20 protein-coding genes are annotated in these 21151 nt (G+C 72.7%); 11 read left to right on the top strand and 9 right to left on the bottom strand.

The features are described 5' to 3' along the window. Positions 1-679: 679 nt before the first annotated feature. A complete protein-coding gene (locus tag Aau02nite_RS00530; protein ID WP_212986267.1) occupies positions 680-994 on the bottom strand; it encodes a hypothetical protein in 315 nt (104 codons plus the stop codon). A gap of 100 nt (positions 995-1094) precedes the next feature. Continuing rightward, positions 1095-2108: a lipid II:glycine glycyltransferase FemX gene (locus Aau02nite_RS00525; RefSeq protein WP_212986266.1), complete on the bottom strand. Its 1014-nt coding sequence runs from the start codon at positions 2106-2108 to the stop codon at positions 1095-1097. 205 nt (positions 2109-2313) lie between these two features. On the opposite strand from Aau02nite_RS00525, the gene Aau02nite_RS00520 reads away from it, so the two are divergent. The 11 genes from Aau02nite_RS00520 to Aau02nite_RS00470 all read left to right on the top strand — a co-directional run bounded on the left by Aau02nite_RS00520 (position 2314) and on the right by Aau02nite_RS00470 (position 14673). Then, entirely contained in the window at positions 2314-3084 is a 771-nt protein-coding gene (locus Aau02nite_RS00520; RefSeq protein ID WP_212986265.1) for a polysaccharide deacetylase family protein, read from the top strand. Further along, entirely contained in the window at positions 3077-4207 is a 1131-nt protein-coding gene (locus Aau02nite_RS00515) for an aminotransferase class I/II-fold pyridoxal phosphate-dependent enzyme (RefSeq protein ID WP_212986264.1), read from the top strand. The genes Aau02nite_RS00520 and Aau02nite_RS00515 overlap by 8 nt, the downstream gene beginning before the upstream one ends. After that, on the top strand, positions 4204-5511 hold the full coding sequence (locus Aau02nite_RS00510; RefSeq protein ID WP_246594794.1) for a glycosyltransferase family 4 protein: 1308 nt from the start codon (positions 4204-4206) through the stop codon (positions 5509-5511). The genes Aau02nite_RS00515 and Aau02nite_RS00510 overlap by 4 nt, the downstream gene beginning before the upstream one ends. After that, positions 5498-7315 carry a tyrosine-protein kinase domain-containing protein gene (locus Aau02nite_RS00505; RefSeq protein WP_212986263.1) on the top strand — a complete coding sequence of 606 codons (1818 nt, stop codon included), beginning with the start codon at positions 5498-5500 and terminating at the stop codon, positions 7313-7315. Before Aau02nite_RS00510 ends, Aau02nite_RS00505 begins: the two co-directional genes overlap by 14 nt. Next, positions 7308-8612, top strand: coding sequence for a lipopolysaccharide biosynthesis protein (locus Aau02nite_RS00500; RefSeq protein ID WP_246594793.1), 1305 nt, complete (start codon positions 7308-7310; stop codon positions 8610-8612). Before Aau02nite_RS00505 ends, Aau02nite_RS00500 begins: the two co-directional genes overlap by 8 nt. Next, positions 8609-9838 (top strand): O-antigen ligase family protein, encoded by a 1230-nt coding sequence (locus Aau02nite_RS00495; protein WP_212986262.1) that lies wholly within the window; start codon positions 8609-8611, stop codon positions 9836-9838. The genes Aau02nite_RS00500 and Aau02nite_RS00495 overlap by 4 nt, the downstream gene beginning before the upstream one ends. Beyond that, complete coding sequence (locus tag Aau02nite_RS00490; RefSeq protein ID WP_212986261.1) at positions 9835-11019, top strand: hypothetical protein; 1185 nt, start codon at positions 9835-9837, stop codon at positions 11017-11019. The genes Aau02nite_RS00495 and Aau02nite_RS00490 overlap by 4 nt, the downstream gene beginning before the upstream one ends. Continuing rightward, positions 11016-12029, top strand: coding sequence for a GNAT family N-acetyltransferase (locus Aau02nite_RS00485; protein WP_212986260.1), 1014 nt, complete (start codon positions 11016-11018; stop codon positions 12027-12029). Before Aau02nite_RS00490 ends, Aau02nite_RS00485 begins: the two co-directional genes overlap by 4 nt. Positions 12030-12038: 9 nt before the next feature. After that, a complete protein-coding gene (locus Aau02nite_RS00480; RefSeq protein ID WP_212986259.1) occupies positions 12039-13268 on the top strand; it encodes an FAD-dependent monooxygenase in 1230 nt (409 codons plus the stop codon). 60 nt (positions 13269-13328) lie between these two features. Then, on the top strand, positions 13329-13991 hold the full coding sequence (locus tag Aau02nite_RS00475; protein ID WP_212986258.1) for a DUF998 domain-containing protein: 663 nt from the start codon (positions 13329-13331) through the stop codon (positions 13989-13991). 67 nt (positions 13992-14058) lie between these two features. Continuing rightward, a complete protein-coding gene (locus tag Aau02nite_RS00470) occupies positions 14059-14673 on the top strand; it encodes an SGNH/GDSL hydrolase family protein (RefSeq protein ID WP_212986257.1) in 615 nt (204 codons plus the stop codon). Positions 14674-14706: 33 nt separating this feature from the next. Here Aau02nite_RS00470 and Aau02nite_RS00465 read toward each other — a convergent pair whose 3' ends face one another. The 7 genes from Aau02nite_RS00465 to Aau02nite_RS00435 form a co-directional block, all read right to left on the bottom strand. Next, a complete protein-coding gene (locus Aau02nite_RS00465; protein ID WP_498368212.1) occupies positions 14707-15558 on the bottom strand; it encodes a DUF72 domain-containing protein in 852 nt (283 codons plus the stop codon). 35 nt (positions 15559-15593) lie between these two features. Next, a complete protein-coding gene (locus Aau02nite_RS00460) occupies positions 15594-16340 on the bottom strand; it encodes an MBL fold metallo-hydrolase (RefSeq protein WP_212986256.1) in 747 nt (248 codons plus the stop codon). 34 nt (positions 16341-16374) lie between these two features. Next, on the bottom strand, positions 16375-17559 hold the full coding sequence (locus Aau02nite_RS00455) for a spore photoproduct lyase family protein (protein WP_246594792.1): 1185 nt from the start codon (positions 17557-17559) through the stop codon (positions 16375-16377). Positions 17560-17594: 35 nt separating this feature from the next. Continuing rightward, positions 17595-18395 carry an SDR family NAD(P)-dependent oxidoreductase gene (locus Aau02nite_RS00450; protein WP_212986255.1) on the bottom strand — a complete coding sequence of 267 codons (801 nt, stop codon included), beginning with the start codon at positions 18393-18395 and terminating at the stop codon, positions 17595-17597. Between the two features lie 49 nt (positions 18396-18444). Further along, positions 18445-19236 (bottom strand): MBL fold metallo-hydrolase, encoded by a 792-nt coding sequence (locus Aau02nite_RS00445; RefSeq protein ID WP_212986254.1) that lies wholly within the window; start codon positions 19234-19236, stop codon positions 18445-18447. Beyond that, positions 19233-20027, bottom strand: coding sequence for an alpha/beta hydrolase (locus tag Aau02nite_RS00440; RefSeq protein WP_212986253.1), 795 nt, complete (start codon positions 20025-20027; stop codon positions 19233-19235). The genes Aau02nite_RS00445 and Aau02nite_RS00440 overlap by 4 nt, the downstream gene beginning before the upstream one ends. Positions 20028-20146: 119 nt before the next feature. After that, positions 20147-21100 (bottom strand): helix-turn-helix domain-containing protein, encoded by a 954-nt coding sequence (locus Aau02nite_RS00435; RefSeq protein WP_212986252.1) that lies wholly within the window; start codon positions 21098-21100, stop codon positions 20147-20149. Positions 21101-21151: the final 51 nt, after the last annotated feature.

Below are 21151 nucleotides of genomic sequence, written 5' to 3'. Positions count from 1 at the left end.
CGACGCCCAGGATCGCGGCGAACCGCGCGGGCCTGATCGAAGGCTTCGAGCCGGTCGTCGCTGGGCTGGGTCAGCCGCTCCAGCCGCCGCTGGCGCACCTCCCAGCCGAGCTTCCGCAGCCGGTGCCGCATGGGGATCCACCAGTCCGGCGTGCGGGCGAGCAGCAGCATCCGGACCGGCCCGGTCCGGGCGCGGCCGAGCTCGGCGGCGAGGCGCAGCAGGTCGTCCAGCGGCCACCGGTCGGCGTAGTCGACGACGATCAGCGCCGGTCCGTCGATGGTGTCCGCGACCCCGGCGTCCGGCTCCGACGGATACGGCATCTCGGTGACATGGCGAGCGGCGCGGGCCTGCCAGCCCAGCGCCGCACTGTCGGTGAAGAACTTGTCGGCGAGACGAGTCTTGCCCTGGCCGCCGGGGGCGTACACGAGGTGCGCCGAGACGGCCGGGCCGTCGTCGCGCCACTGCACCAGCTCGCGCAACTCGTGCTCGCGGAAGGCGAAGGGAACCGCCCGGTTGCCGACGGACAGCAGCTGGCTCGGCGACAGCGTGGACAGGTCGCCGGTCGGTTCCAGCAGGGCCGGCGCCAGGAAGTACGGCTTCGGCGGCGCGTTCTGGAAATACTGGGTGTCGGCTACGTAGGCGTCGCGCGCGGCCTGAACCTTCGCCCGTCGCCACAGCCTCACGCGGCGGGACCGTCGCCCTGCTTGATGGTCATCTGCTCGGCGGTGTAAGCGTCCCGGCCGGCCGTCACGGTGAAGTGCGAGCCAGCCTTCCCGGGCGCCGTGGAGCGGGGTTGGCGGCCGTCGCGCCAGGCCAGGATCGCGAAGACCAGACTGGCGACACCCAGCGGGAAGGACACGATGAGACCGGCCACGCTGGACATCTTGTCGGCGTCGTCGAGGCCGCGGCCACTGAGGAACAACGACCAGACCGCCAGGGCCACGGCGATCACCAGCAGGAGGAGGCTGAGCGAGATCTTGCGGGCGCGGCTCACCGCCACATCGTCGCAGGTCTCCGGCCGAAACGGTACGGCCCGCGGCAGCCGCCGGTGGGTGCGAACCCCTGTGGATGGCCGGCGGGCCGATGGAAGGGGCTCAGGGGCTGACCCGGGTCAGGCGGGCCACGGCGCGCTGTTTGAGGGCGAAGCCTTCCTTGGCCGCGTCGCGCAGGCCGGCCACCAGCGGCGACCGCGACCGGCGGGCCCACGGCACCGCCACCTCGGTCGTGCCGTACTTGGCCTTGTACGAGTTGCCGCCCACGAAGTCGAACTCGGTGACGCCGCGCTCCTTGGCCCAGCGCAGGGCGTGCCAGATCAGTGCCTCGTTGGGGCGCAGGTGCTGGTCCTCGCGCCAGCTGGCGCCGCCCCAGAAGTACATCGTGCGGTGGTACCAGGGCAGGACCGCCGTGGCGATGCAGCGGCCGTCGGCGTCGCGGGCGCGCAGCAGCAGGATGTGGCCCGCCGGGGCGAGATTGCGGATCAGGGCGCGGACCCGCTCGATCGAATACGTCGGTACCAGATTCTGTTTGGCGAATACGTCGCGTAGCTGATGGTAGAAATCGTCGGCGAATGCTTCGTCGTCCGGCTGTGCTTCTTCGATGACGACTCCGGACTTGGCCGCCTTGCGGATATTGCGCCGGCAGGCGCCGGCCATCGCGGCGAACAGGGTGTCCTCGGGTGGGCCCAGATCGATCACCGCGGTCGGGGCCGCGGCCCAGCGCAGGCCCAGGCCCTCGAGGTCGGTCTCGGCCAGGCCGCGGTCGCGGATCTCCAGGTGCGCGCAGCCCAGCTCGCCGAACGCGAACGGCATCAGGGCCTCCAGCGCGGCCCGCCGTGGCACCGCCGGGTCGAGGTTGAAGCCCAGGTACGACGTTGTCCAGCCGGCCATCGGGCTGCCGAGAATCCGCAGGCCGTAACGCTTGGTGACCAGTCCGGTGAAGTGCCCGACGGTGCGGGGGCCGTCGGTGATCGTGGCCAGGACCGGCTCGGCGCGCTGGGTCTCGGCGACGAAGCGCAGCCACTGCTCGGTGTGGAAGATCAGGCGGTCGTCGTACGTCGCCCGGTCGGCCCAGAGCGCGGCCGTCGGCGCCACCCGTCGCAGTCGCAGCATGACTCTCCCCGGGCGGCTCGATAAAAGGCCCTGTGACGGAGGATGCCCCGCCGCGCGGCCATTTCGCAAGGACCGTCCGGATCCTTCTCGAATTGATGTGAGCGCTTCTCACGTTCGTTATGACAATTGCTACTGACGCTGCCCGCCGCGCATTTGTCAGGGTGTACGGGACGAGGAGAAGTCGACGAGCGCAGGTGGGAGAAACATGGGATCGCCGACCACCGTCAAGCGACGGCTGAACGAGCTCGGACTGCGCAGCAGGCTGCGGGCCCGCCCCCGCGCCCAGGGCCGGGTGCTGGCACCGGCCGGGATGTTCAAGCGGCTGCCGACCACCGCCGGGCTCTACTTCCCCTTCTACCACGACGTTCCGGCCGAGTACGCCGGCGACCTGCGCCGGCAGCTGCGCACGTTCGGCCGCCTCGGCCCGCTGGTCTCCTGGGACGACGCACTGGACGTCCTGGCCGGGCGCCGCCCGCTGACCGGGCCGATGTTCTGCCTGTCCTTCGACGACGGGCACCTGAGCTGGCGCGACGTGGTCGCCCCGATCCTGGCCGAGCTGGACGTGCCGGCCACCTTCTTCCTCACCTCCGGGCTGGTCGGCCGGCCCGGCAACCTCACCTGGTCGGACTGCCGGGACCTGGCGGCGGCCGGGCACCACTTCGGCTCGCACACCGTCACCCACCCGCGGCTGGCCGACACCGGTGACGACGCCGCCCGCCGGGAGATCGCCGGTTCGAAGTGGGAGATCGAGGACGCGCTCGGCGTCGAGGTGCGCGACTTCGCCGCCCCGTACGGCAATCCGGCCGTCGACTTCGGCGGGCGTGAGCTGCGCATCGTGCGCGAGGCGGGCTACCGCAGCTTCGCCACCACCCTGCGCGCCGCGATGCACCAGGGCGACTCTCCGATGTGGATCCAGCGCCAGGGCCTGCACCCGGCCTGGCCGAGCTGGGCCGTCCGGACCCGCGTCCATGACTGACGCCCGGATCTACCTGTCCCCGCCCGACGTCAGCGACGTCGAGCGCAAGCTGCTGCTCGACGCCTTCGACTCCAACTGGGTGGCCCCGGTCGGCCCGGACCTGGACGCGTTCGAGGCGCAGGTGGCCGAGCTGATCGGGGTACGCCACGCGGTCGCGCTCAGCAGCGGCACCGCGGCGCTGCACCTGGCCCTGATGGCGGCCGGCGTGCGCCGTGGCGACACCGTGCTGGTGCCCTCGTTCACCTTCGCCGCCAGCGCCAACGCGGTGATGTACCTCGATGCCCGGCCGGTCTTCCTGGACAGCACCCCCGACACCTGGAACGTCGACCCCCGGCTGGTCGCCGAGGAGCTGCGCCTGCGCGCGGCCCGCGGCCAGCTCCCCCGGGCCGTGATCGCCGTCGACATGTACGGCCAGTGCGCCGACTACGAGCCCCTGCTGGTGGCGTGTGACCGCTACGGCGTCGCGCTCATCGAGGACGCGGCGGAGGCGCTCGGCGCTTCGTACCGGGGTCGTGCCGCCGGGTCGTTCGGCCTGGCCGGAGTGCTGTCGTTCAACGGCAACAAGATCATCACCACCGGGGGCGGCGGCATGCTCGTCACCGACGACGGCCGGATCGCCACCCAGGCCCGGTACCTGGCCACCCAGGCCCGCGAGCCGGTGCCGCACTACGAGCACCGCGCCGTCGGCCACAACTACCGGCTGAGCAACCTGCTCGCCGCCGTGGGCCGTGGCCAGGTGCAGCGCCTCGACGAACTGATCGCGGCCCGCCGCCGGACCGCCCGCTACTACCGCACCGCCCTGGGCGACCTGCCCGGCCTGACCTTCATGCCGGTCGCTGACTACGGCACGCCCAACTGGTGGCTCACCTGCCTGCTGGTCGACGCCGGCACGTTCGGCGCGGACCGGGACCGGATCATCGAGCACCTGGGCCGGCAGAACATCGAGGCGCGGCCGGCCTGGAAGCCGATGCACCTGCAGCCGGTGTTCCGCGACTGCGTCATGCGCGGCGGCGCGGTCAGCGCCGACCTGTTCCGCCGGGGACTGTGCCTGCCGAGCGGCTCCGCGCTGAGCGACCACGACCGGGAACGCGTGGTCGCGGCCGTGCGGGCGGTGGCCCGATGACCACCGAGGGAAGGGACCGCGGCGGGATGCGCATCGTCTACATCCACCAGTACTACTGCAATCCCACGATGACCGGCGGGATCCGGTCCTACGAGCAGGCCCGCCGGCTCGTCGCCCAGGGCCACACCGTGCACGTGATCACCACCGACATCACGCCGGGCAAGCGGTCGCTGGGCTGGCGGCGCACCGACGACGACGGCATCCAGGTGCACTGGTTCTCCGTGCCGTACGCGAACAACATGTCCTTCGCCCGGCGGCTGCGCGCCTTCGCCGAGTTCATGGTCCTGGCCGCGGCCAAGGCCACCGCCCTCAAGGCCGACCTGGTCTTCGCCACCAGCACCCCGCTGACCGTCGCCGTGCCCGGTGTCGTCGCGGCCAGGCTGCGCCGGGTGCCGTTCGTCTTCGAGGTCCGCGACCTGTGGCCCGAGGTGCCGATCGAGATGGGTGTGCTGCGCAATCCGCTGGCCCGCCGGCTCGCCGGCGCCCTGGCGACCTTCGCCTACCGCAACGCCGAAGAGGTCGTCGCGCTCTCGCCGGGCATGGCCGCGGGGGTCACCGCCCGCCGGCCGGGCACCCGCACCACCGTCATCCCCAACGCCGCCGACCTGGCACTGTTCGACGTGGCCCCGGACGCCGTCCAGCGGTTCCGTGACGAGCACCGCTGGCTCGGCGACCGGCCGCTGATCGTCTACACCGGCGCTCTGGGCGCGGTCAACGGCGTGGAGTACCTCGTGCGGGCCGCCCGCCGGATGCGCGAGTCGGACCCGGACGCGCAGGTGCTCATCGTCGGGCACGGCAAGGAATGGGACGCCACCAAGCGCCTCGCCGCCGAGTACGGCCTGCTCGACCACACCGTGCACATGTGGGAGAAGGTCCCCAAGGCCGACCTGCCGGTGATCCTCGGCGCGGCGACCATGTCGAGCAGCTTCGTCCGGCCGGTCCGCGCCCTGTGGGACAACTCGGCCAACAAGTTCTTCGACGCGCTGGCCGCGTCCCGGCCGATCGCCGTCAACTACGGCGGCTGGCAGGCCGACCTGCTGCGCGAGACCGGGGCCGGGCTGGTGCTGGACCCGTACGACGCCGAGCAGGCGGGCGTGGTGCTGGCCGCGCACCTGCGCGACGAGTTGTGGCTCGAACAGGCGCGCGCGGCCGCACACCGGCTCGCCGTCGAGCGGTTCTCCCGCGATCTGCTGTTCGCGCAGTTCGAGGCCGTACTGAACCGGTCGGCGGCCGGCCGGACGCGGGGTCGCCGGGGCCCCGCCCAAGCAGGCGTGACGATGGAGACCCCGAGTGGAACTGCGTGAGTACGTACGGGCCTGCCGGCGGCGATGGCTGTGGATCGTCGTACCGGTGCTGCTGGCCGCCGGCGCCGCGGCCGGCCTGACCCTGACCGCCCAGCCGGCCTACCGCTCGTCGATGGTGCTGTTCGTGACGACCGGCACCGGCGACCCGGACGCCAAGGCGAGTCGGCTCAACTCCTACATCGTGCTGCTCACCGGCCCGCGGGTGGCCGAGAGCGTGATCGCCAAGCTGAAGCTGCCGATGAGCACGGCCCAGGTGCAGGCCAGCCTGTCGGCGCAGGTGCAGGACGGCACCGACCTGCTGGTGGTCTCGGCCACCGACGGGTCCGCCGATCGCAGCCGGGAGATCGTCACCACCGCCACCACGTCGCTGGTCAGCCTGGCCAAGCAGCTGGACCCGCCGAGCACCGTCCCCACCGACGGGCCCACCCCGTCGGTGTCCATCGCGCAGAACCCGGTCACCACCGAGGTCCCCGGCAACCTGGTCCGCAACATCGGTTTCTCCGCGGTGCTGGGCCTGCTCATCGGTGCGGTCGCGGTCGCGATCCGCGAGGCGACCCGCAAGACCGTCGGCGAGGAGGACGACCTGCGCCGCCTGGGGCTCGGCGCGGTCGGTGTCATCTCGCTCGGCGGCCGGTCCGGGCGCAACGGCTACCCCGACGAGGCGCTGGCGGAGGCGTTCCGGCGGCTGCGCAGCCTGCTGCCCGATGTCGCCGGCCTGCACAGCGACGCCGGGCGCGGCACGTCGCTGCTGCTCACCGGGGCCCAGCCCAAGGAGGGCACCACCGCCGTCGCGTGCGGCCTGGCCATCGCCATGGCCGAGACCGGCGCCACGGTCGTGCTCGTCGACGCCAACCTGCGCAGCCCGGGGGTCGGCCGCTATCTGGCCCTGGACACCAGCCGGGGCCTGTCCGACGTGCTGTCCGGCACCGCCGACGTGCCCGAGGTGTTGCAGGACTCGCTGGACGGGCGGCTGACCGTGCTGCCCTCCGGCGAGCAGCCGCCCGACCCGGGCGAGATCCTGGCGTCGCCGCGGCTGGGCGCGACGGTGCGCAAACTCACCGAACGTTTCGACGTGGTGATCGTGGACGCGCCGCCGCTGCACGGCGTGGCCGACGCGGCCGTGCTGAGCAAGGTGACCGACGGCGCGTTGCTGGTGGTGCGGGCCAACCGCACCCGTACGGTCGACGTCGAGCGCTCGATGGACCTGCTCGAACGCGTCGGCGCCCGGCTGGCCGGCGCCGTGCTCAACGCCCTGCCGAAGAAGCTGCCGACCGGCGGCGCCTGGCACCGGGGGGCCGAGGTGCCGCCCACGTCCGATCCGGAGCTGGTCACCCAGCTGTTCGGCGCGCCCGATCAGGAGGACGACCAGTTCGACGGCCCGGTGGACGGCGACGAGACGGTGCTCGTCCGGCCGGCCGGCGGCACCGCGCGGGGCCGGGCCCAGGTGGCCGACGCTCCGGTGCCCCGTGCTGCGGGGATGGAGACGGCCGTGATCAAGGGGACCGTGGTCAAGGCCACCGTCGGCACGCCCGAAGAGGCTGCCGCGCACCCGCGCGACGCGGCCGGGGCGGCAGCGGCCCGCGGCCAGGCCCGGGTCGTCGTGGCCCAGCCCGTGCCGGTCCGGCCCGCGACCGAGCCCGTCGTCTTCGAGCCCGGCACAGCCCGGGCCGACACAGCCCAGCCTGCCGGTGTCGGGCAGCCGGCCGGGGACGCTGAGCGGGTCGCCGGCGAGGCCGTCCAGCCCGAGCCGCCGCATCTGCCGGCCCAGCGGACCTCGGACGAGAAGTCCCAGCCCGGTGAGTGAGTTGCAGGCGGAGCGCGCCGCGCCGGAGGCGGGGCTCGTTCCCCCACGCCGCGGCGGCCCGTCTGCCTGGCTGCGCACCCAGCTGCGCGAGCCGTACGTCAAACTCGTCGCTTCCCAGCTGCTGACCGGCGTGGTCGCGCTCGCGGCCAACGTGCTGATGGTCCGCGCACTGAGCCCCTCCGGGCGCGGCGAGGTCGCCCTCATCCTGCAGGTCGTCTATCTCGCGACCCAGGTGCTGCTGCTGGGCACCGAACGCAGCTTCGTCGCCAGCTACCACGACGTCACGCCCGCGGTGGCGGTCCGGGCCTACGCCCGGCTGTTCGTCGTGCCCGGCGGGCTGGCGCTGTCCGCCGCGGCCGGGTTCGCCGTGCTGGCGCCCGACCGTTTCGACCCCGGGCCGGTCGTCATCACGCTGATCGTCGGCTACGCGGTCGTCGAAGCCTCGAGCCTGGCGACCCGGGCCATCGCGATCTGCGTCGGCCGGGTGCGCGATTTCCTGTACGCCCGCATCATCGAATCCCTGCTCCTGCTGGCCCTGCTGGTCACGCTGTTCGTGGCCGGCACCGCCCGGCCGGCCGTGTGGATCCTCGCCTACCTGCTCTCCGGGGCGGTGCCCACCGTCGCGTACGTGGTGCTGTGGCTGCGCCTGCCGGCCCCGGCCGCCGCGCCGCTGACCCGTAACCGCACGGTGCGCCAGGAGGGTCTCGCACTGTTCCCGGCCGCCCTGTCCAACATGGCCATGCTGCGGTCGGACCGGCTGGCGCTGCCCGTGCTGGCGTCCACCTCCGCGCTGGGCCTGTACGCCAGCGTCGCGACGATGACCGAGCTGCTGGCCTGGCCGCTGCGCGCGTACGCGGACTCGCGCCTGGGCAAGTGGCGGGCCAGCCACCGCGAAGGCGCGCTGCGGACCCGTCCGATCGTGCTGGCCGCGGTGGTCTACTGCCTGGTCGTGGCGCCGATCGCCGCCGGTGGGCTGTACCTGCTGATCGTGCCCGTCTTCGGCGAGCAGTACGCCGCGGCCAGGACCGTCGTGCTGCCGCTGGTCGCCGCGGCCGGCCTCTACGCGGTCTCCCGGGTCAGCCTGGGCCTGCTCATCGCCCGCGGGTACAGCGCGCTGGTGTCCGCCGCCGAGATCACCGGCTTCGCGGTCAGCTTCGCGGCGTACCTGCTGCTGATCCCGTCGCTGGGCATCCTCGGCGCCGCGTACGGCTCCCTGATCGGCTACGGCGCCTGCCTGTCCTTCGCCCTCGTGGCCAGCCGGGTCACCCGGGACCGGATCGCGCGGGTGGTCGCATGACCTGGTGGCGGAACCCGCGCGTCTTCCTCGCCCCCGGCCTGGTGCTGATCCTGGTCGCCATCGGCGGGCGGTTCACCCTGGACCGGGCCGGCTTCCTCGACCTGGCCTGGGTCGACCTGCGGGTGATCGGGTTGCTCATGGCCCTGGTCGTGCTCGCGGTCGACGTCGCCCGGCGGCCCCACGTGCTGGGCGAGCACCGCCGTGAGGGCTGGCTGGTCTTGACCATGCTGTTCTTCCTCTTCCAGATCGCCTCGGGGCTGTGGGCGCCGCAGGCCTCGCGGGTCGGCCCGCAGACCCTCGACCTGGTCCTGCTGGGCGTGCTGACCGTGGCCTTCTACGTCTACGCGATCGGCGATCCGGCGGTGGTCCTCCGCACCACCTTCCTGCTGTTCTTCCTCGCGGCGGTCGTCTTCGCCCTGGCCGCGCTGTTCATCAACGGCCCCGGCGAGCAGGGCCGCTACTCCGCGTTCGGTGGCGGGCCCAACGTCTTCGTCCGCATCGAGATCCTCGGTGTGATCAGCGCGGTGGCCCTGTTCCTGATCACCCGGCGCATCCTGCCGCTACTGGTCATTCCGCTGTTCCTGCTGGCCGCGGTGCTGTCCGGATCGCGGGCCGGCCTGCTGGCCGGGGTGGCCGTCGGCGGCGCCGCCCTGTTCAAGATCCGCGGGCGGCTGCGCACCGGTCCGGTCGTCGCGGCGGGCGCGGTGCTGGTGCTCGCCACCGCCACCGTGTGGGCGTTCGCGCCGCCCGCGTTCACCAACCTGTTCCAGGAACGGTTCGTCGAGCAGACCGTGCAGCAGCGCTACCTCTCCGACCGTACGGACATCTGGGCCGCCGCCTGGCGCCTGGCCGTCGAGCACCCGCTCGCCGGCGCCGGACTGGACGGCTTCTACGGCCTCATCGGGGTCAACCAGGGCGTCGAGTATCCCCACAACTACGTGCTCGGCGTCGCCGCCGAGGGAGGTCTGATCGGTATGGGACTGCTGACCGCAGCGATCATCTTGTGGACCCGAACGGTACGCGGCGGCGGCGAACGCCCCCAGCTGACCGGGCTGGCCGTGGCCGCGGCCGTCTTCGTGGCACTGAGCAGCCTGTTCTCCGGTGACTACTACGACGCCCGGCTCGCCTGGCTGTTCGCCGCCATGGCCGCCGCCGCCGCGGTCGTCCCCGCGGCTCCGGTGAGCGCCGCGCTGGCCGTACCGGCCCGAGAGCCGGTGTCGTCATGACCGGGCCGGCCAGGATCGGCCGCCGGGCGGTACTGCTGCTCGCCGTGGCCTCGCTGACCGCCGCGAGTGCGCCACCGCGCACCGACGTACCGTCCATCATGGAGCCCCTGCCGGCACCGCCGGCCGCGCCGCGACCTGATGTCAAGGTCAACCTCGAGCCGGTCTCGCACTGGGCCTCGGTGTTCCTGCAGAGCTGGGACTACATGGCCGAGAACAGCCTGCCGCTGAGCGAATCGGCGGACAGCTGGGACCACTACGACCTGTCCTACTCGGTCGACTCGTGCGTCGCGATGTTCCGGGCCACCGGTGAGAACCGCTATCTCGACCGCGCCCTGGAGTTCGTGGAGAACGTGGCCGCCTCGGCCCGGCCCTCGTCGTCGCTGCCCGGCAGCCGGTTCCGCGACGACTACCGCGGCTGGGCGTCCAGCAGCTCCGGGCAGGGCGGCAACGAGGTGCCGCTCTACGAGAGCTACTTCTGGCGGTACGGGACCGCGCTGCTGGTCGCCATGCGCGAGAGCCCGGCGGTCCACGACGACCCGGCGTACCGCGCGCGCTACGAGCGGCTGCTGGCCTTCGCCGAGACCCACATCTTCGCCAAGTGGTACGCCCGCGGCCCCAGCCAGGCGATCTACCGCGAGCGCACGCACATGGCCGCGCACTGGGCGCTGATCGGGCTGCACCTGTCCCGGGTCACCACCGACCCGGAGCGCCGCCGGCGCTACCTCGAAGTGGTCGGCAACATCGATCTGCACCTGCCGGGCAGCGGCGCGAGCCTGCGCGGCCAGCTGCGGCGCAACCCGGCCGAGCCCACCGCGTACTTCTGGAGCGACGTCTGGGGCTCGGCCCGGCAGCCCGGGCAGGACGTCAGCCACGCCAACGGCGTCATGGCGTACGTCGTCGAGGCCCGCGACCGCGGCCGGCCCTGGACCGACGCCGACATGGCGGCCTTCGGCGCGCTGCTGACCAAGGTGATCTGGCCCGGCGGCACCACCTACCGCAACTCCGTGGACGGCACCGGCGCCGACAACGGGTGGTTCTCCGACGGCTTCGTCAAGCTGGGCCGCTACGACGCGGCCGTGCAGCAGCGGCTGGAGCAGCACCAGGTCGTCAACGACCAGTTCGCCGCCAACATGGCGCTCAACGCCCGGATCCTGCGGTCGTCAGGGAGGCAACCCCGATGAAGGCTTCGCTGGTGGAACCCACCGCCCGGGAATGGAAGGAGGCCCTGCAGCAGACCCCGCACGACATGTACCACGAGCCCGCGTACGTCGAGCTCGACGCGAAGCTCTACGGCGGGACGCCGACCGCCTTCCACTACGCCGAACCGGGCCGCCGGCTGCTGCTGCCGCTGATCCTGCGCGACGTGCCGGGCTCCGGGCTGCGCGACGCCATCTCGCCGTACGGCTATCCCGCACCGATCGCCGACGGCGACCCCGTCTTCTGGGAACGGGCCTGCGCCGCGATGCTCGAGACGCTGCGGGCCGAGGGCATCGTCACGGCGTTCATCCGGATGCATCCGCTGCTGGATGCGCCGCTGAGCACGCTGGGACGCTTCGGCGCCCTGGTCCGGCACGGCGAGACCGTCTCGATGGACCTGACCGTCAGCCTCGACGAGATGTGGAGCCAGACCCGCAGCGACCACCGCAACCACATCAACCGGGCCCGCCGCGAAGGCACCCGGATCGTCTTCGACGACTGGGACCGGCTCGGCGAATGGGTGGCCGTCTACCACGACAACATGCGACGGGTCGGCGCGTCGTCGTACTACTTCTTCACCCGCGAGCACCTGGCCGCGCTGCACGACGCCGTCGGCGACCGCATGCACCTGGCCGTCGCGCTGGAGGGCGACGAGGTGGTCGGCGGCAACACGTTCTTCACCCACGACGGCATCGCCACCGGCTACGTGTCGTCGACCCGGCGGGCCCCCAAGCGCTACGCCGACGAGCTGCTCTACGACGAGGTACGGCGCTGGTGCAAGAGCCGCGGCGACACCGTGTTCCACCTCGGCGGGGGCAAGGGCGGCAGCAACGACTCGCTGTTCTCGTACAAGGCCGGTTTCTCGCCGGGCCGGCACCCGTTCCACACCTGGCGGATCGTCGCCGACCCGGACGCGTACCGCCGGCTGGTGGCCGACCGCCGGCCCGGCGCCGATCCGGACGACCTGTCCGCCACCTTCCCGCCCTACCGTTAGGAGCCCGGCATGCGCATCACCTGCATCGGCGGCGGCCCCGCCGGCCTCTACTTCGCGGTGCTGGCGAAGCTGGCCGACCCCGCCCACGAGGTCACCGTGCTGGAACGCAACCCGGCCGGCGTCACGTACGGCTGGGGCGTGGTCTTCTGGGACGACCTGCTCGACGACCTGTTCCGCTACGACCCGGTCAGCGCCGGACGGATCGCCCGGGCGGCCTGCCGCTGGGACGAGTACGAGGTCCGCGCCACCGGCAAGTCGGTCACCCACCTGGCCGGCTACGGCTTCAGCCTGGGCCGGCGTGAGCTGCTGGACATTCTCGCCGCCCGCGCGACCGAGCTGGGCGTCGAGATCAGCTACCGCGACGAGCTGACCGAGGTCCCGGCGGCCGACCTGGTGGTGGCCTGTGACGGCGCCGGCAGCCGGATCCGCGACCAGCACGCCGAGCACTTCGGCGCGGAGATCGAGGTGGGCCGCAACAAGTACATCTGGCTGGGCACGCCGCGCGTCTTCGACACGTTCACCTTCGGCTTCGAGCGCACCCCGACCGGCTGGATCTGGTACCACGCGTATCCGTTCACCGCGGACCGCAGCACGTTCATCGTGGAGTGCTCCCCCGAGACGTGGACGGGACTGGGCCTGGACCGGCTCGACGCGGTCCAGGGCTGCGCCCGGCTGCAGGAGATCTTCGCCGCCCACCTGGGCGGTCAGCCCCTGATCGACCACCGCGCCGAGGTCGGCGGTACCGGCTGGCTCAACTACCGGCGCCTGACCAACCAGCGCTGGGACCACGGCAACGTGGTGCTGATGGGCGACGCGGCCCACACGACCCACTTCGCGATCGGCTCGGGCACCAAACTGGCGATGCAGGACGCGATGGCCCTGGCCGACGCGGTCGCCGGCGGCGACGACCTGCCGGTGGCCCTGGAACGCTACGAACACCGCCGCAAGACGGCCCTGGTCCCGCTGCAGCGGGCGGCGAAGGCGAGCAGCGAGTGGTTCGAGCGGGTGCCGGACTACGCGGACCTGCCGGCCAAGCAGTTCTCGTACGCGCTGTCGAACCGGCGCGGGGAGTATCCGACGTGGCGGTATCTGCTGCATGTGGCGACGCAGAGTGCGGCGCCGCGGGCTCTGCTGCGGTGGACGCTGAGTGCGCGGCGGTGGCACCGGGAGCGGCGGCGGCCGGCGCCGGCGGCAGCCGGCACGACGGTGGGCCGGCCCCGCGAACGAGCGGCGGCATAAGGGCGATCGTCGTGTCAACCTGAGTTGACGGAGCCAGGTCGTGTCAACTACGGTTGACACATGTCTTCCGTGGGCCCGTCGCGTCTCCTCCTGCTCTGCGGCTTGCTGGCCGGACCGTTGTTCGTCGTCACGTTCCTGCTGGAGGGAGCGTCCCGCGACGGCTACGACCCGCTGCGCCACCCGGTCAGCTCACTGGCGCTCGGGCCGGGCGGCTGGGTGCAGATCGGCGCCTTCCTGACCGCCGGCCTGCTCACCCTCGCCTTCGCCGTGGGGCTGCGCCGCAGCCTGGGCCGCGGACCGGGATCGGCTGCCGGGCCGTTGCTGATCGGCGTCTGGGGCGTGGGCCTGCTCGGCGCGGGCGTCTTCGTCACCGACCCGGTCAGCGGATATCCAGCCGGCACACCGGCGACACCGGACGCCCCGAGCCGGCCCGGCCTCCTGCACGACCTGGCCTTCTCGCTACCCGGCTTCGTCGGCTTCGCCGCGGCGATGGTCGTCCTCACCTACGCGTTCGCCCGGCGGCACGCGCCCGGCTGGGCCATCTACTCAGGGCTCAGCGCCATCGCGTTCCTCGTCCTGTTCGTCCTCGCCAGCGCGGGTTTCGCCCAGGATCCCCGGTGGGTCTCCACGGCGGGCCTGCTGCAACGCCTCGCCGTCGGCGTCGGCTGGCTCTGGCTGGGCCTGCTCGCCGCCCGCCGGCTGACCGTCCGGGAGGCGGCGTAGCCGACCGGGATCCGGATCATCCGCGCAGGTCGGAAGCAATCGCCGCGCCGGCTTGTTGTTCTCCAGCGTGACCCTTGCTTTCGCCGTCCTGGGCGACTCCATCGCGTACGGGCAGGGCGCCGCCCGCCCGGCCGACACGGTCGGCGCGCGGCTGGCCGCCGACCTTGCCACCGCCGGCATCACGACCGACTGCCGGGTGTTCGCCGTGCCCGGCGCCCGCAGCCAGGCCCTGCACAGCCAGACCCGCAGCGCCGCCGCCTGGCGCCCCGGGCTGGCGCTGATCATCATCGGCGCCAACGATCTCACCCACTTCGTGCCGCCGCAGCAGGCCGCGGCAAGCCTCGGCGACGCGGTCCGGACCCTGCGCGGCGCCGGCGCCGAGGTGGTCGTGGCTCCGGCACCGGATCTCAGCGTGGTGCCGTGGGTGCCGCCGCAGACGCGGCTGCTGGTCCGGGCGGCCAGCGCCGCGATGCGGCAGGCCCAGACCCGGGCGGCGGTCGACGCCGGGGCTCGGGTCGCGGACATCGAGGTCGGTTCGGCTGACGCGTTCGCGGTGGACGCGAGCTTGTTCAGCGGGGACCGGTTCCATCCGTCCAGCGCCGGGTATGCGGTGATCGCCGAGGCGCTGGCCCCGGCGGTGCGCGCGGCCGCTGCGGCCGCCCTGGCCGGCCGCGCCGGCTGAGGACGCGGTCAGCCCACCGGCACCCGGGCCGGCTCAGAAGAGGGTGAGTGGCTCGACCGGGTCGGGCTCCGGCAGTGGCTCCAGCTGCGGCACCCGGGCCCGGACCGCGTCGTGGAAGCGGCGGGCCAGCTCCGGCGCGTCGGCGTTGTCCGGCGTGTGCACGAACACCGTCGGTGCCCGGCCCTCCTGCAGCCAGCCCACGGTCACGTCCACCCAGTGCTGCCAGCCCTCGACCGTTTCCGTGACCGCGTCCCGGCCCAGGTAGCGGATGATCGGCCGGTCGGTCAGGGCGTGCGAGCGGCGCGGCAGGCGGGGCTTCTTGGTCCAGGCGTCGCGTTCCGCTGCGCTGGTCGGGAGCTTGGCGAAGAAGACGGTCGTGTCGAACGGCACCCACTCGGCGTCGGCGGCGGCGAGCACCCCTTCCAGCTGCGCTGTGGCGCGGGGGTCGTCGAAGAAGGCCGGGTGGCGGACCTCCACGGCGTACCGGTAAGAGGTCGGCACCTGCCGCAGGAAGGTCTCCACGGCCGGGAGGTCGGCCGGGCCGAAAGATCCCGGCAGCTGGATCCAGAGCGCGTGGGCCCGCGGGCCCAGCGGTTCGATCGCGTTCAGGAAGATGCGCAGCGGGTCCTCCACCGCGACCAGCCGGCGCTCGTGGGTGATGACCTTGGGCAGCTTGAGCACGAACCGGAAGTCCGGGTCGGTCTGCTGCGCCCAGGTCTCCACGGTGTCGCGGGCCGGCGTCGCGTAGAACGTGGTGTTCCCCTCGACGGCGTTGCACCAGCCGGCGTACGCCCGCAGGCGCTCCCGCGACGGCAGCGGATGGGCCACGAAGCGTCCCTGCCAGGACTTCAGTGACCACATCGCACATCCCACGTGGAGCCGCATGCCGAAATGGTAGGCGGTGCGCCGGACCGGCCGGTTCACGCGGGCAGGCCGGCCGCCAATGTCCGCAGGGCCTGGGCCGCGCCGGCCGTCAGCGGCTCGCCGTGACCGGGCAGGATCGCCTTGATGTCCAGGGCGGCCAGCTTGCGGACCGAGGCGTTGGCCTTGGCCTCGTCGGCGGTGTACTGGGGCGCGGAGCCTTCCAGGCCGTTGCTGGTGCGCAGCGCGTCGCCGGCCACCAGGACGCCGGTCGCCGGCTCGAAGACCGAGATGTGGCCGAGCGTGTGGCCCGGTGTTTCGACGACGCGCATCCCGAAGACCTCGTCGCCCTCGGCGAGGGGCTTCAGCGGCTTGTCCGAGGAGATCGAGGAGAGGTCGGCGGCGCCGGCGTAGATCGACGCCCGGACGAGGGGAGCGATCTGGGCCAGGCCGCCGGCATGGTCGTCGTGCATGTGGGTGAGCACGATGTGCTTCACCGACTGCCACCCGGCGCCCGCCGCCTTGAGACCCTCCTCGATCGCCGTCTCCGAACCGGCGGTGCCCAGGTCGACGATCGCCGCCTCACCGTTGCGGACCAGGATGTACGCGGCCACGTAGGACATGGTCACCCGCCGCCAGTCGCCGGCCACCGCGCCGCTGGCCGCCGGGACGGGCTGCTCGGATGACGCGGCCGGCGACGGTGGCGCGGACGACTCCGAGGAGCAGGAGCCGAGCACGGCCACACCCAGCGCGCCGGCCCCGGCCGTGAACAGCAGCCGGCGGCGGGAGAGCGACAGATTCCCCATGACCACCGATTGAAGCAGGCCGGTCAACCCAGAGTCAGGTCCAGTAGAGAATCCGGCAGGACGGCAGCCGGGCCGCGATCTCCGCCTCGAACCAGCCTCTCAGCTCGGCCATCGTCCCGGCCGGGTAGACGTACTTCACGGCGCCGAACTTGCCGTGCTTGCGGCTGCGGGACTCCTCGTCCATCTCCAGCTTGGTGCGGGGATACCAGCCGAGCAGCACTTCTTTGCTGCCCGGGGTGAACCGGTGGGTGATCAGCTCCGCGGTCAGATCGAGCTCCGGTACGCCCTCGACGGCGGCGGCCACCTGGTCCAGCAGCAGGCCGTAGTGGGTGCGCCAGCCCTCCACCGGCATGATCGGCGCGATGGTCAGCCCGACCGGATAGCCGTCGAGGGCGAGCTTGCGCAGCGCCGCCAGCCGGTCCGCGACCCGGCTGGTGCCGCCCTCCATCCGGTCGCTGACCGGTGCGCAGTTGACGCTGAGCCTGACCCGGGTACGGCGGGCGTGCGGCAGCCCCACGAAGGTGCCGACGTCGTCGAACTTCGTCGTCCACCGCAGCTGGACCGGCGCGTCCCAGGCGCCGAAGTGCTCGACCGCGCGGCGCCAGCTGCCCGTCAGGTGTTCCAGGGCCAGCGGGTCGGTGTAGCAGGACGCCTCGAAGGTGGTGCCCTCGTCGCGGCGGGCGGCCCGGCGGCTGGTGATCGTCCCGCGCCCCTCGTACGCGGCCAGACCGGCCAGGATGTCGTCCAGGTCGGCGTACACCCGGGTCACCGGCGGTCCGGACAGCGAGCCGGCCAGGTAGCAGTACTGGCAGTGTGCCGGGCAGCCCTCGGCCAGGTCGAAACGCCAGTCGGCGCTGGGCGCGATCGGCTGCAGGGTGCGCCGGGCGGGCGGGCTCACCACGATCGCCATGGTGGACTTCGCCCGCGCGTACGTCTCCCGGTCGGTCTCACCGCGTACCCCGGTCAACCGGTTGGCCCGCAGCCGCTCGACCTCGATCCCCCGGGCCTCGGCCAGCGCCATGATCCGCCGCCCGTGCGGGTGGTCGTAGGCGGCCGGGGTGGCCACCACCCGCCGGGGCGTCCAGCGCCGCGCGGGCCGGGCGGGCGGCGCGACGGCGCTCAGGTCGAAGGTGCGCACCGCCTCGCCGCTGGCGCTGTGCGGCGCGGCCGGGGTGTCCGGCGCGAGCGGCTGGTCGACGTCGATGGCGTGGTCGGTCACCCCGGGCAGATACCCTGCTCAGGACGGATCTACCGTCAGCGCAGGGTGATCACGTTGCCGGTGATCAGCGCTGAGGCGTCCGAGGCCAGGAAGGCGATGACCTCGGCCACCTGGGCCGGGGTGGCGACGGTGACCAGCGCCGTGCTCTGCGCCACGAACTCGCGGACCGCGTCGGTCACCCAGCCGGTGTCGGTCACCGGCGGGTGGACCACGTTGGCGGTGATGCCCAGCGGAGCCAGCTCGACGGCGGCCGACATCGTGTAGTTGGTCTGGGCTGCTTTCGCGGCGCCGTACGAGACCTCCTGCGGGAAGCCCAGTTCGGCGCCGGAGGTCAGGCCCACGATCCGCCCCCAGCTCGCACCGCGGGCGGCGTGCCGCCGGGCGAACTCGGCGATGAGCAGCGCCGGCGCCATCGCGTCGACGGCGAACTGCTGCGACCAGGTGGCCACGGTGACGGGCTGCATCTGCCGCCCGTGCTGGTCGACGGTCTGCGGGCTGAAGGTGTCCTGCACCCAGCCGGTGGCGTTGTTGATCAGGATGTCGACCGGACCGAAGGTGGCCTCGGCCAGATCGAACAGCCGCTGCGGGGCCTGCGGGTCGGTGAGGTCCTCGTCGACGGCGACCGCTTCGCCGCCGGCGGCGCGGATGGCCGCCACGACGGCGTCGGCGGTCCGGGCCCGGCCGGCCCGGTAGGCCTCCGGGACTGCCGGGTCGACCGGATCGTGGATCTTCCGGTACGCACAGACGACCGCACAGCCACCGGCTGCGAGCGCCTCGGCGGTGGCGGCACCGATGCCGTGGTTGGCCCCGGTGACCAGAGCGACGTGTCGGAGCATCCGCGCAGTCTGTCTCGCCCGGCGGCCGCGGAGCAACGGGTTTCCGGCGTCAGACAGTGACCGACGTGGCCGTACCCGGGGTGAGCCAGCGGAGGCTCTCCCGGACCGGAGCCGGAGCCGCGGCGAAAGCCGCCTCGACCGCCGGCCGGCCTTCGCTGAAGTGACCCCAGCCCTCGTAATGGACCGGCAGGACCGTCCGGGCCTTGACGAGTTCGCACAGCTCGGCGCCGTCGGCGGCCGTCATCGTGTACCGCAGCGGACCGGTCAGGCCGAACTTCACCGCGCCCAGGTGCAGCACCGTCGTGCCGATGGCGAACCGGCCGGCCACCTCCCGTACCCCCGGATAGAGCACCGTGTCGCCGGTGATCCACAGCGGGCCGTGCTGCTGGCCGGCCCAGCGCAGCACGAAGCCGGTCACCTCGCCGGCCACCGGCCGGCTCAGCGGCGGCCCGTGCCGGCACGGCGTCGCGGTGATCTCGATCGCCGGCCGGCCCGGGGCCACCAGCTCGGTGGTCCCCCACGGGCCCAGCCCGGTGGCGTTCGCGCCCAGCCGGCGGCCGCCGGCCACGGTGGTGACGACCCGTCCCACCGCGGGCAGCAGCGCGCGGCCGGTGTCGTCCAGGTTGTCGGCGTGATGGTCGTGGGTCAGCAGCACCACGTCGACGGCGCCGAGCGACGCCGCCGGCAGCGCCGGGCCGGTCAGCTTGCGCGACGCCGTGCCCCAGCCGAACCGGTAGGTCCGGCCGGGGGCGTCGAACGTCGGATCGGTCAGGATCCGCCAGCCGGCCACCTCGATCAGGGTGGTCGGCCCGCCGATGTGGGTGATCCGCAGATCACTCATCGGGCGTGCGTCAGGGCCCAGTCGAGGACGTCGTCGGCGATCTGCTCCCAGCCCTTCTGGGCCGGCAGCAGGTGCGCGAAACCCTCGTACTGGCGGCGTTCCGTGACGGTGTTCGACTTGTAGTGCTTGGCGTTCGACTCCTGGATGGCCGGCGGCATGATGTGGTCCTCGGAGCCGGAGACGAACAGCAGCGGCGCCCGGTCGTCGTTGTGGTAGTCGACCCAGGTGTCCTGGTGGCCGGGCTGGAAGTTGGCCAGCACGCTGCCCCACAGGATGCCGCCGTTGGCCGGGATGGCGTAACGCTGCCACAGCGCCCGGCCCTCTTCCTCGGTGAAGGTGTTGGTGAACGCGTACTGCCACTCCTCGAAGGTCAGCGGCACCACCTTGTGCCGGTTCGCGGGGCTCTTGAGCACCGGGAAGGTGGACTTCACCTGCGACAGCGGGACCACCCGGACGCCTTCGGTGGGTGCGGAGTTCATCGCCACACCGGCCGCGCCGAAGCCGTGGTCGAGCAGGATCTGGGTGAACGCCCCACCGGCGGAATGGCCGATGATGATCGGCGGGGTGTCGAGCGCGCCGATGATCTGCTCGTAGTGGCCGATGATCTGCGGCACGGTGGAGGCGAGAATCGGTGCGGGATCGGCGTTGAGCGCCTCGACCTCGACCTCGTAACCGGGATACGAGGGCGCGATGACCCGGAACCCCTTGGCTTCGTAGTGGGTGATCCAGTTCTCCCAGCTGCGGGGAGTGACCCAGAATCCGTGGACGAGCACAATCGTGTCGGGCGCCATGTCAGAGGTCCTCTCCGGAGTATTCGGTGACCGGAATCTAACGTCGGCAGATCCGCTCTCGGCGGGTCCCTGTGTGCACATGCGGGTCCCGGCGTGCACGATTGAGCGCCGGGCGGACGTCAGGTGTCGCCGAGGTGCCGGCGGAGCCATTCGCTGGGGGTGACGCCGTAGGCGGCCCGGAACCGGCGGGCGAAGTGCCGCGGGTCGGTGAAACCCCAGCGGCGTGCTGTCGCCGAGATCAGGGTGCGGTGGGTCGCCCGGCCGGCCAGCTCCCGGCGGGCGCCCTCGAGGCGGCGCTGCCAGATCGCTTCGGCCGGGGACTCCGCCTCGTCGGCGAACAGCTGATACAGATAGCGCAGCGAGACCCCGTGCTCGTCGGCGATCCGGGCCGGGGTCAGCCCCGGATCGTGCAGGTGCGCGTCGACGTAGGTGAGCAGCACGGTGCGCAGCGACTCGGCGCGGGCGGCCCGGGAGTGCCGGTGGTCCGGATTGACCGAGGCGATGAGCGCGCGTACCAGGTCCTTGCTGGCGAAGCCGAGCATGGCCAGGGCGGCCGCGTGCGGCGCCTGCCGGGCGACGGCCGGCAGTTCCCGAAGGTGGCGCCGGGTCAGGTCGTACAGCGGGCTCATCTGCAGCAGCGGAACCGAATCGCGGACCAGGCGGACCGGGATGTCCAGTTCGGTGTAGTCGGCCAGGAAGGCGATCGCGGCGCACGGGCCCGGCCACCGCGATTCGTACTCCGTCGTGAGATCCAGCAGATGGAGCTGGTTCTCGCGGCGCAGCACCGTGCCGACCTGGCGCGTCTCGCATTCGCCCCGGACGCCGAGGGTCAGCGAGATCCGCTCGGGCGCGTCGGCGCGGACGTGCCGTGGCGTACGTTTCATGGCCAGGCCACCGCTGTAGCCGGTGCTGAGCAGGTTGATCCCCGCGCCGATCCGCCAGCCCTCGACGATGCACGTCGTGCCCGGCGCGATGACGACCGACGCCGGGGTCGCCGCCCGGGTCAGGGTGGCGTGCAGAGCGTCGGCCGACTCACGAGGCGGCAGGTGACGGGTGTCTATCAACACGGCCATGCCGGCTCCCGGGGCGACTCGCGGCCTGCAACCGATACGGTTCAGCACAGA

Source organism: Actinoplanes auranticolor, assembly GCF_018332655.1.
Taxonomy (GTDB): domain Bacteria; phylum Actinomycetota; class Actinomycetes; order Mycobacteriales; family Micromonosporaceae; genus Actinoplanes; species Actinoplanes auranticolor.
The sequence above is the reverse complement of the archived record's forward strand: the minus strand, read 5'-3'. Positions and strand labels throughout refer to the sequence as shown.